Origin of the sequence: Marinilactibacillus piezotolerans (genome assembly GCF_900114235.1) — a bacterium.
Lineage (GTDB): Bacteria > Bacillota > Bacilli > Lactobacillales > Carnobacteriaceae_A > Marinilactibacillus > Marinilactibacillus piezotolerans.
Window position 1 is genome coordinate 1 of sequence record NZ_FOSJ01000053.1, and the last position, 14,327, is coordinate 14,327.

General features: G+C 34.9%; 13 protein-coding genes. 2 read left to right on the forward strand and 11 right to left on the reverse strand.

The genetic code is table 11. The features are described 5' to 3' along the window. Positions 1 to 330: 330 nt before the first annotated feature. Positions 331 to 816 (reverse strand): M50 family metallopeptidase, encoded by a 486-nt coding sequence (locus tag BM212_RS10245; RefSeq protein WP_072693651.1) that lies wholly within the window; start codon positions 814 to 816, stop codon positions 331 to 333. Between the two features lie 139 nt (positions 817 to 955). Here BM212_RS10245 and treR point away from each other — a divergent pair, with 139 nt between their 5' ends. Next, positions 956 to 1,678 (forward strand): trehalose operon repressor, encoded by a 723-nt coding sequence (gene treR / locus BM212_RS10250; RefSeq protein WP_072695935.1) that lies wholly within the window; start codon positions 956 to 958, stop codon positions 1,676 to 1,678. Between the two features lie 59 nt (positions 1,679 to 1,737). On the opposite strand, the gene pcp is transcribed toward treR, so the two are convergent. From pcp to rpmH, 10 genes are all read right to left on the reverse strand, one after another. Then, a complete protein-coding gene (gene pcp / locus BM212_RS10255; RefSeq protein ID WP_091898427.1) occupies positions 1,738 to 2,385 on the reverse strand; it encodes a pyroglutamyl-peptidase I in 648 nt (215 codons plus the stop codon). A 64-nt stretch (positions 2,386 to 2,449) separates the two neighbouring features. After that, positions 2,450 to 3,373 carry a DUF979 domain-containing protein gene (locus BM212_RS10260; protein WP_072693649.1) on the reverse strand — a complete coding sequence of 308 codons (924 nt, stop codon included), beginning with the start codon at positions 3,371 to 3,373 and terminating at the stop codon, positions 2,450 to 2,452. A 2-nt stretch (positions 3,374 to 3,375) separates the two neighbouring features. Further along, a complete protein-coding gene (locus tag BM212_RS10265) occupies positions 3,376 to 4,074 on the reverse strand; it encodes a DUF969 domain-containing protein (RefSeq protein WP_072693648.1) in 699 nt (232 codons plus the stop codon). Between the two features lie 200 nt (positions 4,075 to 4,274). Next, positions 4,275 to 5,927 carry an alpha,alpha-phosphotrehalase gene (gene treC / locus BM212_RS10270; RefSeq protein WP_091898429.1) on the reverse strand — a complete coding sequence of 551 codons (1,653 nt, stop codon included), beginning with the start codon at positions 5,925 to 5,927 and terminating at the stop codon, positions 4,275 to 4,277. Between the two features lie 184 nt (positions 5,928 to 6,111). Next, entirely contained in the window at positions 6,112 to 7,569 is a 1,458-nt protein-coding gene (gene treP, locus BM212_RS10275; protein ID WP_072693646.1) for a PTS system trehalose-specific EIIBC component, read from the reverse strand. Between the two features lie 322 nt (positions 7,570 to 7,891). Continuing rightward, entirely contained in the window at positions 7,892 to 9,169 is a 1,278-nt protein-coding gene (locus BM212_RS10280; protein WP_072693645.1) for a bifunctional folylpolyglutamate synthase/dihydrofolate synthase, read from the reverse strand. 153 nt (positions 9,170 to 9,322) lie between these two features. Next, the gene (gene jag, locus BM212_RS10285; RefSeq protein ID WP_072693644.1) at positions 9,323 to 10,249 is read right to left on the reverse strand and encodes an RNA-binding cell elongation regulator Jag/EloR; all 927 of its coding nucleotides are present in this window, start codon (positions 10,247 to 10,249) and stop codon (positions 9,323 to 9,325) included. Positions 10,250 to 10,321: 72 nt separating this feature from the next. Beyond that, the gene (locus BM212_RS10290) at positions 10,322 to 11,131 is read right to left on the reverse strand and encodes a YidC/Oxa1 family membrane protein insertase (protein ID WP_091898435.1); all 810 of its coding nucleotides are present in this window, start codon (positions 11,129 to 11,131) and stop codon (positions 10,322 to 10,324) included. A gap of 148 nt (positions 11,132 to 11,279) precedes the next feature. Next, on the reverse strand, positions 11,280 to 11,621 hold the full coding sequence (rnpA, locus tag BM212_RS10295; RefSeq protein WP_091898431.1) for a ribonuclease P protein component: 342 nt from the start codon (positions 11,619 to 11,621) through the stop codon (positions 11,280 to 11,282). A 121-nt stretch (positions 11,622 to 11,742) separates the two neighbouring features. Continuing rightward, entirely contained in the window at positions 11,743 to 11,886 is a 144-nt protein-coding gene (rpmH, locus tag BM212_RS10300; protein ID WP_072693642.1) for a 50S ribosomal protein L34, read from the reverse strand. 554 nt (positions 11,887 to 12,440) lie between these two features. Between rpmH and dnaA the strand changes: the two genes are divergently transcribed. Next, a complete protein-coding gene (gene dnaA / locus BM212_RS10305) occupies positions 12,441 to 13,775 on the forward strand; it encodes a chromosomal replication initiator protein DnaA (protein ID WP_091898433.1) in 1,335 nt (444 codons plus the stop codon). The last annotated feature ends 552 nt before the right edge of the window (positions 13,776 to 14,327 follow it).

A 14,327-nucleotide genomic window follows, 5' to 3' on the forward strand; every position in this document is an offset into this window, starting at 1 on the left:
TGTAGAGAATCAGGTGATTCTTGCGATGATAGTCTACTTATTGACGTTACTGATGAAACTTGAATTAAGGTTGAAATCAAGCCTCTTCACAATTTTGAGACAAATCAGAGCGTTACAGTATGAACCGTTTGAGTGTTTCAAAGCATCGTTCGCACCTGGTTAAGTGAAAGAAAGTGCAAATAGACTAAGCGACAACTGAATAACCCTAAAAATTTCTGGAAAAAGTCATCCCTTGCGCCAGCAATTGACTTTTTTGGAAATTTTAATGAAAACTACTTGTGATTAAAGTAACAATGTATAAAAATCATTTATTCTAAGTTTTATGCAACACTAGTGATTAATAATACCAAATATCAAACTTGTTATACTAAATATATAAAGGTAAAGAGAGTCAAAAACAAATCCATTTAAAACGATTCCTATAAGACCTACTGCAAAATTTGCCAGTGCACCACCCCATAGATAAAGCTTATAAGGCATGGGTTCTACATTACTTGGTGGAATCATTAAACATTGCCCAGCAGTTCCTGCAATAGAAAAACGAGCAATCCTAAATTTACTTTGCTCTTTAACAAGGGCCCAGCTCATCACTCTAAAGTATAAAAATCTATATCCAGTAAGTTTGGCTGCTATCAAATGCCCTAATTCATGGATAATAATATGAACGATACTAAATAACCCTATTGCTATTAGAATAAATCCGAGTTGAAACCATAATTCCGTTAGGTCAGAGTTCACTTCAGAAGAATGATAGCCAGTCCAACCGCCTATTCCTGCACTGACTAAGATAATTAAGATAAAAAAGAATTTTTTCATATGTGCACCTTTCAAAGATATTGGATTACTATCTATTATAGACGAAAACCTATTTATAGACTATCAAAAAATTTACATGGAGCAGAATGTATGATCTATGGTAAAATCTGATAAAGAACGAAACAAAGGAATGGATAAAGTGAGCAAATTTCACGAAATATTTTTAGAAATTGAATCAGCTATTTTGAATCAGACATATAAATCCGGAGAACTACTCCCCAGTGAAAATGAATTGACAAAACAATACAATGTTTCACGCGAAACAATTAGAAAAGCTCTAACATTGTTATTAGAGAATGGTTACATTCAGAAAAAGCAAGGGAAGGGATCTATTGTACTAGATGTAAAACGTTTTAATTTTCCTATATCAGGATTAACTAGTTACAAGGAACTACAAGATTCTCAAAACATTGGTAGTCAAACGATTCTAATTGAAAATAAAATCACTTTGATTCCAAAACATATTGCTGAATTCTTAAAGGTTTCTGAAACTACTAAAGTACACACTGTTATTAGAGCAAGAAAACTTAATGACGAAGTCGTCATACTCGATAAAGACTACTTACTGACTTCGGTAATTGAAGAAATTCCTGATGAAGAAGCCGAAAATTCATTATATTATTATATTGAACATAAACTTGGTTTAAAGATTGGCTATGCAAGAAAAGAATTTACTGTAGAGCCTGTTACCGAAGAAGATCGCAGACTGATGTCTCTACATGGGGATCATCATATTGTCGTTACCCGTAGTGATGTGCATTTAGAAGATACTAGGCTATTCCAATACACTGAAAGCCGTCATCGCTTAGATAAGTTCCGCTTTGTTGACTTTGCCAGACGACGTGGACCACAAACTTACTGATTAGAAAAAGGGGAATTTATGTGGATTACACATAAATTCCCCTTTTTAATTTTTCTTACTTAATGAGTTGTTCCACCAATCATTTTCAAGTCTGGTTTTCCGTCAAATTCGACGATTGCTTCGACTGCTTTTGTAATTCCTTTTGATATATCTTCAAGATTCATCGCCGGTTTTCCAGGTTTATCTAATACTTGGGCTGGAATAAACGGAACATGCATGAACCCTGCTTTGATATTTGGATATTTCTTATCAATCATATATTGTACTTGATACATGATATGATTACATACAAAAGTCCCAGCTGAATTTGATACAGATGCAGGAACGCCTGCATTTTTCATTTCTGTTACCATTGCTTTTACAGGTAACTGAGTAAAATAAGCTGCCGCTCCATCTTCTTTGATTGCTACATCAATCGGTTGATTGGTTTCATTATCAGGAATTCTTGCGTCATCTACATTTATTGCAACACGTTCCGGTGTCAGTTCAAATCTTCCACCTGCTTGTCCAATATTCAATACATAATCAGGTTGAAATTCCTCAATTGCTTTTTCTGTAACCTCAGCACTTTTATAAAATACTGTGGGGATCATAACTTTTTTTATTTCGGCTCCATTAATGGTATCAGGAATCTTCTTAACTGCTTCCCATGCCGGATTTAAGCTTTCTCCACCAAATGGATCGAATCCAGTAATTAATATTTTCATTATAATCTCTACCTTTCTTGCTTTATTATATCAGAAATTAATTTACAAAAGTAAGCGATGCGTTCTAGAATGCCCAGAAGTACATTAAGATAATATGGAAAACGATCATAATCAATGCCATAGGAATTTGTTCTTTAATTACACCATTATCATCTTTCATTTCTAGTAAAGCTACTGGTAAAGCATTGAAATTTGCAGCCATTGGAGTCATTAAAGTTCCACAGAATCCAACGGTCATAGCTAAAGCACCCGCAACAGCTGGATCCCCACCTTGAGAGATAACAAACGGAATACCGATTCCAGCGGTGATAACGGTAAAAGCTGCAAATGCATTTCCCATGATCATTGTAAAGAGTACCATGCCAAATGAATAGGCAATAACCCCAATTAAAGGATTTCCTTGAGGAATGAAACTTGAAATAGCATCAGCAATAACATCCCCTACACCAGCCTCTGTAAAAATAACACCTAAGGCAGCCAATAATTGCGGTAAAAATCCTACTGCTCCAACTTGTTGAACCATTCTGTTACCATCTTCTAATGCTTCGTTAGGTGATGACTTCGTAATAATCATCGCTACAATCAGTGAAGTAACAGCTCCGATTCCAATCCCAGCTTGTCCACCAAGTGGGGTAAACTGTGCAACGCCAACTGCTACGACTGCAAGTGTAACGACTGGAACAAAGATAAGGTTACCTAGGCGTTTACTTGAAGCTTCAGCTTCCGCTTCTTTAACTTCTTTTACCTGATTCATTCTAACTTGTTTAGTTAAAGTCAATATACCTACAATCATCAAGATCGCACCATTGACGACTGAAGGGATAAAGTTTCCGATTGCAAACACAATTCCAAGTAATAACCAGAATATTGAAGTGCCTAGCCTAGTAGGATGTGTTTTATCCATCGCCACTTTAAATGCGACATAACCTAGTAGTAATCCAACCAGAATAAAAAAGAACTCTAATAAATTGTTTATAAATGTCTCCATTATTATTTACCTTCTTTCTTATCTTGGTTAACTTGGCCGTACTTACGTTGCATACTACGGTCAAATAAAATATTAGAAATGATAACAATAACGAGCGCCATCAAAGCAACTGGTACAGTTGCGACAACAATATCTACAGGTGAAATAGCGTATCCTAATGATTCTAGTGTACTTGTAATCAAGAGAACGCCTGACGCTGCTACAAACGTATTTTGCGCAAAAAAGTTTCCGAAGTTCTCAGTTGCTGCAGAACGCGCTTTAATTCTTTCTGAATCTTTCTCACTGATTTCTCCATATTTTGTCTTAGCAGCTGCTTGAGACATAGGTTCGATCAATGGACGGACAAATTGTGTATGCCCCTGCATGCGAATAGAAAAAGTGCCCGCTAATTCTCTAAACACCATATAGATCGAGAATAAGCGACCTGCAGTAATCCCACTGATTTTTTCCAATATATGAACAGCTTGCTGGCGCAACCCTGCTCTTTCAGCAATTCCAATCATTGGAAGTGTTAACAAGAATAACGTTACTAATCGATTGCTTACAAAAGCTTCTCCCATTAATGAAAGAAATTCAAAAAATGATATACCAGAAACTAGTGCTGTTACCAAAGCAGCGATTAAGACAACTGCAATCGTGTCAAACTTAAAAATAAATCCAACAACAATAATTAAAATACCTATTAAACGAATAATTTCCACTTTGTATCCTTCTCCCCAAAAAATATTATAAACCTCTCACGAAATTAAATGATAGCACCTTAATTGATGAGAGTCAAAGATCAAATAATCTAAAAATATACACAAGTTTTTCTAATCGTTAATATAATTTGCATAAATAAAAAGAGCCTTTTGACAGTAAGGGCTCTACTGTCCAAAAGACTCTTTCGTTTATCATTTAATTAATTTAATAAAAATGCAACAGTTTCGTATGGCTGCATCATAAATGGTTCTTCGAGAATACGTTCGTTTCTGTTTCCAACTAAATAACTTGCATCCATATCTAATAATTCTTTTGGGATTTTAACGATGGCTTCATCTGCATAAAAATGGTTCAAAACTAATAGTTTTTTATCTTCATATTCTCTTATATATCCAAACACACTCTGATGTCCAAGTTCAAACGGTTCATATGATCCTTCTTGGATAATTGGATATTCTTTACGTAATTGAATCAGTTTCTTGTAATAATCTCGAATTTGTTTACTGACCATTTCATTTTCAGTATTTAATTCTGTAAAGTTTTCAGATACTTTCAGCCAAGGTTCTCCACTAGAAAATCCTGCATTTTTCTCTTTATTCCATTGCATTGGTGTCCGAGAATTATCTCTAGATTTCTCTTGAATGATTTCCATAATCTCATTTTCTGCAAGGCCCTTTTCTTTCAGTTCTTTATAGGCATTATGTGTTTCAATATCTATATAATCTTCAATCTGATTATAGTTTGGATTTGTCATTCCAATTTCTTCACCTTGATAGATATAAGGCGTTCCCCTAAGCAAATGAATGGTTTGTGCAAGCATGGTGGAAGTTTCAATCGGATAATTTTCAACATCTCCAAATCGACTGTTAGCACGAGGCTGGTCATGGTTATTCCAAAAGACTGCATTCCATCCATCGCCTTCATCCATTCCTCTTTGCCATTCATCTAATAATTTTTTCAACTCTATAAAGTCGAATGGGGTCTTTGTCCATTTTTCACCATCTTTATAATCAACTTTTAAGTGGTGGAAGCTGAAAATCATAGATAATTCATTACTTTCAGGAGTAGAATATCTGATTCCATTTTTGACAGTAGTAGAACTCATTTCTCCAACTGTAATGACATCATCATATTTACCAAAAGTTTCCTGGCTTAATTCTTTAATATAATCGTGGACAATCGGTGTATCTGTATAATGAGACTTCCCAACACCATCCACTGCGTCCTTCAGCACTTCTGCCTTACCGATCACATTGATTACGTCAAACCTCAATCCTTTGACACCTTTTTCAAGCCAGAAATTGACTACTTCATATAGTTCTTTTCGCATGTCTGGATTTCGCCAGTTAAGGTCGGCTTGAGTTTTATCGTATAAATGTAAATAGTATAGATCAGTATCAGCAAATTTTGACCATGCTGGTCCACCAAATTTAGATTTCCAGTTCGTTGGCAGGCTCCCATCTGGCTGTGCTTCTCTTAATATATAATAATCCTGATACTTTTTATCCCCTGATAAAGCTTTCTGGAACCACTCATGTTCAGTAGAGGTATGATTCAATACCATATCCAGCATTAAAGTAATCCCCCGTTTTTCGGCCTCTTGTACTAATGTATCAAAATCAGCCCATGAACCGAAAAGTGGATCAATAGATGTATAATCTGCTACATCATATCCATTGTCATTCTGGGGAGATTTGTAGAAGGGATTCAACCAGAGCATATCTACGCCTAAATCTTCTAGATAAGGGAGTTTTTCAATGATTCCTCTTAAGTCTCCTACCCCGTTTCCATCTGTATCCTTGAACGATTTTGGATAAATCTGATAAATGACTTTATCATGAAAAGTTGTCATATTTTCTATCCTTTCTAGATTATAAAAAGGACTGAGCCACAAGTACCGCTTATCGGTCTATAATTAAGATAGACGTTTGCCGGCCTTGTAGAACCAGTCCTTTCTCAAGTTCTTTTAATGGTTTGTTAGCTTAATAGCTATCTTATCATCAATCAAAGATCACTACAAAAACTTAAATTATCTCCTACTGTCCTAACTTAGGAATTGGTAAATGATTATTTTCCCATTTAGTTAAGATTCCTTTCTTCTCAAAGAAAATGGTCAATATAATTGGAACAAAGAAAGCCACAGCCATCGCAATGAAGAATCCAATCATTGAGTCCGTTTGAATACTCAAGAATCCAGGTAAACCTCCGACTCCAATTGAGTTAGCTGTTACACCTAGAGCAACTGAGATCATGCCTGCAAATGCAGATCCAATCATTCCAGCCACAAAAGGATAAACAAACTTGATATTAATTCCGAATAAAGCCGGTTCTGTTACGCCCAGATAGGCTGAAATAGCAGCAGGAATAGATACTTGTTCTTCTTTTTTATTACCCCAGTGCATGATAATCATACCTAAAACTGCTGATCCTTGAGCAATATTAGACAATGCAATCATTGGCCACAAATTCGTACCACCATAGTCAGCCACTAGTTGTAAATCGATCGCATTAGACATGTGGTGTAAACCAGTTATAACAAGTGGTGCATATAATCCACCGAATACAAATCCGAATAGCCAGTTAAAGGTTCCAGATAGTCCCCAGTTTACTACTTGAGATAATCCAGTTCCTAGTGTCCAGCCAATTGGTCCAATTACTGCATGAGCAATAAAAATCGTTGGTACTAATGCAAATAATGGAACAAAAATCATTGAAATGGCTTCAGGTATGACTTTACGTAACCATTTTTCAAGATAAGCAAGTAAGAAACCAGCCATCATTGCTGGAATGACTTGAGCTTGGTAACCAATTTTATCTAATTGGAAAAATCCGAAGTCCCAAGTTTGTACATCTCCTGCTAGAATTTCTTGAACACCATATGCATTCAATAATTGCGGAGAAACTAATGTAATCCCTAGAACAATTCCTAGAATCTGAGTCGTTCCCATTTTTCTAGTCACACTCCAGGTAATCCCTACAGGTAAGAAATGGAAAATCGCTTCACCCGGAAGCCACAAGAAATCATTTACCCCTGCCCAGAATTGAGACGTTGCAACAATTGTTTGATCCCCTAATGATTCAAATGCGATTCCTTCCAAGACATTACGGAATCCTAAAATTAAACCACCAATAATAATTGCGGGAATAAGTGGCGTAAAGATTTCAGCTAATGCAGCCATCAATCTTTGTAGCCAGTTCATATGTTTTGCTCCAGCACTTTTCACATCATCTTTAGAAACTCCTTCAAGTCCGGAAACATCTGAAAATTCATTATAAAAATCCGCTACCCTATTACCAATAATAACTTGAAACTGACCGGCCTGAGTAAAAGTTCCTTTTACAGATGGAATATCTTCTATTCTTTTGACATCTGCACCAGATGGATCATCTAGAACAAAACGCATACGAGTGGCACAATGAGTGACCGCATTGACATTTTCTTTTCCGCCAATGGCATCCAGCAACTCTTTTGCGTCATTCTTAAAATCTGCCATGTTTTTTCCTCCTAAAAATTTATTTTCGACAACTTGTATATACAAGTTAACTTCTAAAATTATAATACTGTAAAACATTCTCGATTGCAAGCGTTTTATCTTAGATTTCAATATATATTATATTTTTCCACCCCTTTCTATAGAATCATCTTCTTCCTGTCTAAAATATTTATAAAATGCACACATAATTAACTTTAAAAATAAATTAAAATTATTTTATATTGTTCAAAAAAATAAAAAAATCTGGCTTAAGTTCAGTATTTCCCGAACTCAAACCAGTCATTCGCATATTATTAAGCTCCAAATTTCAGAGTAAATCATTTTAATGAAGTAATAGTTTTCTCAATTCTCCAACTAAATACAGAGAACCGAAAACTATAATCATTTCATCTTTACTTGCTTTATTTTGAATATAGTCAATTATTTCGAAAGTCTGTTTCGCTGAGCGAGCTAGGTACCCTCTTTCTCTTAAGTCAGAAGCAACTGTTTCTGCATCAAACCCTCTCCAAGGATCTGGAGAAACGGTTATAAACAGATTTGCTAAATCTCCAATTCTTTTAATCATATCCATATAAGCTTTGTCTCTCATCATGCCTACAACAAAAGTGAATTTTTTATCTGGAAATAATGTACGGAGATTTTTACTGAGCAGTGCAACGCCTTGCTCATTATGAGCTCCGTCAGTTATGACAATCGGATCCTCTAGCAACGTTTCCATTCTTCCAGCCCAGAAGGCTTTCTCTAATCCTGCTTTTATTGATTGATCAGTTAAATCATATCCTTTATTTTGTAGAGCTATCGCCACTTCTATAGCTATTGCTGCATTCGATAGCTGATGTTCTCCAATCATGCGAATCATTAATTTCTTGAAATCTTTATATCTGAATAGTTGACCCTTTATAGAAGCTGAAACAACTTCAATATCTTTCGGATTAATCATTAATAAAGACGCACGTTCTTGTGTTGCTTTACATTTAAAAATTTCTCTAAGAGAACCTTCTAAGAAACATGTAATAACCGTACTGCCATTTTTGATGATTCCAGCTTTTTCTTTTGCAATATCTTCTGCTGTATTACCAAGCATCGCCATATGATCCAAGCCTATTGACGTAATAACCGCTACTTCAGGTGATTGAATAACATTTGTAGAATCTAGTCTGCCACCGATTCCCGTTTCCAGAATAACCATATCGCATTCCTGTTCTGCAAAATACAGCAGTGCTATAGCTGTAAGGATTTCAAATGAATATAGTTTTTCTGAAAGCTCTAATTCTACTTCTTCAACAGATAGCACCACTCGTTCTGTAAACTGAATAAATGCTTCATCTGAAATATTTTGCTGATCAATTTTAATTCTTTCATTAATCACCTCTAAATGAGGAGAAGTAAATAGCCCCGTTTTCAAGGATGTTTCTTCCAAAATCGATGCGATAAATGCAGCAGTTGTTCCTTTACCATTTGTGCCAGCAATATGGATGAATTTCAACCGTTTTTGAGGGTTTCCTAACTTATCCATCAATAGATGCATCCGATTTAAATTTTCTTTTTTCCCATTTCCTCTATTTGTGTTTACTAGAGCAATAACTTCTGCAATATTCATGGAATTATCCTACATTTCTGAATTTTTCTTTTATTATACATTCTCCATACTCGGTTGTCGAAATCAAAAAAAAGAAACTCCGAACCTACTTCACCAAATAGCTATTTCGTCTATTTAATGGAATAGGATTTCGTAAGTTCCTTTAACTAAATATCATTCTGTCGGTTCCACGACTAAGTAACGATGTGGTTCTTTACCTTCTGAATGGGTTTGAATGCCTTGATGATGATTCAAGTATCTATGGATCAATTTTCTTTCATGCGCTGGCATTGGTTCTAATATGACAGGCCTTTTCGTTCGTTTTACTTTGTCAGCCGTTCTTTTAGCCAAGTGCTCCACAGTTTTTTGACGACGATCTCTATAAGCTTCTGCATCTACTTTTGCAAAAAACTTTGTTTCTGCCACTTGATGTAACTGAATCTGAGCAAGAGTCTGTAAACTGTTCAATACTTTACCATGACGACCGATAACTAATCCGGCATCTTCTGTTTCGATATTGTACTGAACTTTTTTACCTTCCCTAGACACATTTACATCAACGTCATTTATACCCATTTTTTTAGTTATATCTTTTAGATAATCAGCCACGAATTGAATTCCATTTGTATCTTTCTCTTCTTTAGCTTTTATTTCTTCTTCAGAAATAACTGGTTCTATTGCTTCCACTTCGTCGGATTCCACAACATCAGCTGATTTAGCACCTTCTTCATAAGTTGGTACTACTGATTCTGCAGACGCTTTTGATTCAGATTCAAACTGCTCTCTTTCATTAGTTGCAAAAGCTTCTTTTTGATTATCTTCACCTACAAACTGTTCTGAACGAAAACCCGAAGACGCTATTTCTGTTTTGACAGGCGCTTTTTTAGGAGCTGGGGTTATAAAAACCTCATCCATAATATTTGTCGCAACTGTTCTTTTAACAACTACAACTGCATCTTTTTGTCCAATCCCTAGGAATCCTTTCTTCCCAGGCTCTGTAACAATGATTTCTGCATCTTCTCTTTTTAATCCCAAAGCTTTTAATCCTTTTTCGATCGCTGCTTCTTTTGTTGGTGCTTGTGCTGTATATTTATCTATCACGAATAATGCCCTCCGTTCAACGCTAGGTGATTTTATTCTATTCTAAACAATATCAAAACAATAACATTTGGATTACTTACGTACATTTCGTCCCAATTTTTGAGCTTTTCTCAGCGCTCTCCTACGCTCAACTTCTGCATCGCGTTGTTTTTGTTCCTTTAATTCTCGTTCTTTACGGATTTTGAAAGGATTTTGTAATAATAAAGTTTGTAATACGGCAAACCCATTTGATGCTACAAAGTATAATGCCAATGCACTAGATAGTCTAAACGTTATCAGCACAATAAATAATGGCATGATATAAGTGATAAATTTTCCACCTGCTTGTGGTCTTCCCATACTCATTAAGTGAGAGTTAGCAAGAGTGAATAGTCCCGCCAGAATCGGTAAAATATATAGTGGGTCGGGTGCTCCTAAATTGACCCACAAGAAATCTCCCGTTGCCAAAATAGGTGTTCTATTAACAGATTGATATAAAGCGATAAACACTGGCATCTGAACCAGCAAAGGCAAGAAACCTAAAAATGGATTAACACCTGCTTCTTTATATAGTCGCTGTTGTTCTTCTCTCAATTTTTCTTGCGTCTCTGCATCTTTTGCAGAGTAAGTTTCTCTTAATTCTGTCAATTGAGGATTGATTTCATTCATTTGCTGCATATTTTTTTGTTGGAAATGGGTGATTGGTATCAATAGTGCTCTAATGATGATCGTTACAATGATAATCCCGATTCCATAATTATTTCCGAATATACTGGAGACCCATATAATAAAACGGGCAAAATTATAAATGATAATACCATCCCAAAAACCTTCACTATCAGCTGTTATATCACTTGTACCACAGGCAGCCAAAAACAGTACTAAGCCAAGCATACTGAGCATCAACAGCAATCGCTTACGTTTTTTAAATAAGTTAGACAATTCTTTTACCTCTTTTCCAAATTCTTGTGCGCTAAATCTATTATAAATCAAAATAAGTCAATTAAACATCCTTATTTTTTAAATTATAGCTAATATCTATTCAAATATTTTACATCATTTTAGCTAATCTCAATACATGATTCAAACTTTTTTTTACTTCAAAAAAAGACATATCTGCTGTAGGTTTTCTTGCAATTACTAGAAAATCTTTATTATGTTTCAATTCACTTTTCTGATCGAACTCCATTAATGCATGTCTAATTTTTCTCTTGATTGCATTTCGAACAGGTGCATTGCCGATTTTTTTCCCTACAGAAATCCCTACTCTAAAATGATTTTGATCAGGTTTATCTAAAACATAGACAACAAACTGTCGGTTCGCAACGGACTTACCTTGATGGAAGACTTTTTGAAAATCCGCTTCTTTTTTAACACGATAAGCTTTTTTCATTACAGTCTTCACCTTCCTCTGCTCAAACTTTTTCTTTCTTGGCTCAAATAAAATTACAGAAAACAAAAAAAGGCGACAAGCTCTTATATTGTAATAAGAAGCTATCGTCGCCTATTATTTCTTATGCTGAAATTCTTTTTCTTCCTTTACGACGTCTTGCTTTCAATACTCTACGTCCGTTTTTAGTACTCATACGTTTACGGAATCCGTGTACTTTTTGACGCTTACGTTTTTTAGGTTGATATGTTAATCCTTGTTGTGACATTGATCATACACCTCCTGAATCATTCCAATATCTCTGTTTACTATTTAAAGGTTACAAAATGCTATCTAAATTTTGCATCATAACATAGACAGACTATATTATATTAAGTAAAGTAAAGCAGTTTGTCAAGTCTCCCTTTAGATTTTTGACAAACATTCTCTTGGTTAGATAGAATCCATATTCTTATAGTTCACTTTTTTCTTAAAGGTTATCCACAGCCTTGAGCATAACCTTATAACAACTTTTTTCTATCAACAAGCTTATACTAGCATTTTCCACAACATCACAACCTGTTAATAAAGTTATCAACAAGCGCAAACGGATTGTGCATAACCCTTTTAAATACTTTCCGGATAGGGTTTTAACCCAAAAACTTATCCACATTCCTTGTTCATTTCTTTTTATTTTCTTTCAAGATTCTATTCTTCTTCTTGTCTGTGGATAAGTTCCTTCACACCCTATGGATTTTTTATTAACATTTTTATTCAACTGTGGAAAACTTCTCTCATACGTGATAAAATAAAAAAACACTTAGTGAGACGAGGAGGAACATGATGAACAACCCGCATCCATTGTGGATACATTTACAGGATAAATTTAAACAGTCTCTTTCAAAAGTTAGTTACGATACATGGATCCAAAGCGCTAACCTCGTCCGAGTTACTGATAATTCCGTTACTATAGAAGTTCCATCCACTTTGCATAAGGAATATTGGCAAAATAACCTGACTACCAGAATGGTAGAGTACTTATATGAGTATTTCGGACGTGAAATTTCACCTCTTTTTGTCACATCAGAAGAACAGGCTAACCATGAAGAAAATAAAGAACCTCAAAAGAGAGAATCTTTTGATCATATCAGCATGGTGTCCAGCACCTTAAATAGTAAATATTCTTTTGATACTTTTGTTATTGGTAAAGGAAATCAGATGGCACATGCAGCTGCTTTAGTTGTAGCCGAAGAACCAGGTACAATCTATAATCCTTTATTCTTCTATGGAGGAGTCGGACTTGGAAAAACACATTTAATGCACGCAATTGGTCATCAATATCTGCAGATCAATCCAAATGCCAAGATTAAATATGTATCAAGCGAAAATTTTGCAAATGACTTTATCAATTCTATTCAAAATAGAACGCAAGAGAAATTCAGACAGCAATATAGAAACGTAGACCTATTATTAGTGGATGATATTCAGTTCTTTGCAGATAAAGAAGGAACCCAAGAAGAATTTTTCCATACATTTAATGCATTATATGATGACCGCAAACAAATTGTTCTAACTAGTGATCGATTACCAAATGAGATTCCAAAACTACAAGAAAGACTAGTTTCAAGGTTTGCATGGGGGCTTTCTGTCGATATTACCCCGCCTGATCTAGAAACTAGAATTGCTATTTTACGAAAAAAAGCAAATGCTGAAGGCCTTGAGATACCCAATGACACACTAAGCTATATAGCTGGGCAAATCGACTCAAATATTCGTGAGTTAGAAGGCGCGCTAGTTAGAGTACAGGCATATTCTGCTATACAAAGAAATGATATTACAACGAGTCTAGCAGCTGATGCCTTAAAAAGTATGGTTAAAAAAGATAAAAATCTAGACGTTTCGATTGCAACAATCCAACAAGTAGTCAGCAAATTTTATCAAATTACTTTAGCTGACTTGAAAGGAAAGAAACGAGTTCGTCAGATCGTATTACCTAGACAGATTGCTATGTATCTTTCTAGAGAAATGACAAATAACTCTTTACCTAAAATTGGAAAAGAATTTGGCGGTAAAGATCATACTACAGTTATACATGCTTATGAAAAAATAGAAAAAGCCTTGAGTAAAGATGATGAATTAAAACATGAAATTGAACAAATCAAAAAAAGTCTGCAATAAGAGAAAAGGATTTGGTTTCTCAACTTGTGTATAACTCTATTGTTTCTGCACAAAGTTACCCACAGATTATCCACAAGTGGAAAACTATTGTTTCTAAGCCTTTTTTTACTTTTCCACAGTATACACAGGCCCTACTACTATTACTATATTATTTATATAAATATATATAACTACGTCGTCCAGAAACTATAGGGCTTAAACCTAATCTATTAGATTATTATGCTATAATTATAATAATAAAATGGTAACTCCCAATAATCTATGAAAAATTATGTTTCCCAAATTTCTCGTTGCTCGTATGATGATTTCTGTCGATGAAGGTAATATAATCCAATCATTGTCTGGATTAAACAGCTTTATAACAGATCCAGTAAAGCAACGAGAAGTATAAGAAGGCATGTTTAAAAAACTTCGTTTTTTTGAAGTTTTTCGAGATATGTAAAATCACTTCTACAGTATTAGTCCGTGTACTGTAGAACACTGTTCCCGAAAGATAATAAACGGATCCACTTGTCGGGCATTGTTTTTGCATCATCATGGACGAATGGAATC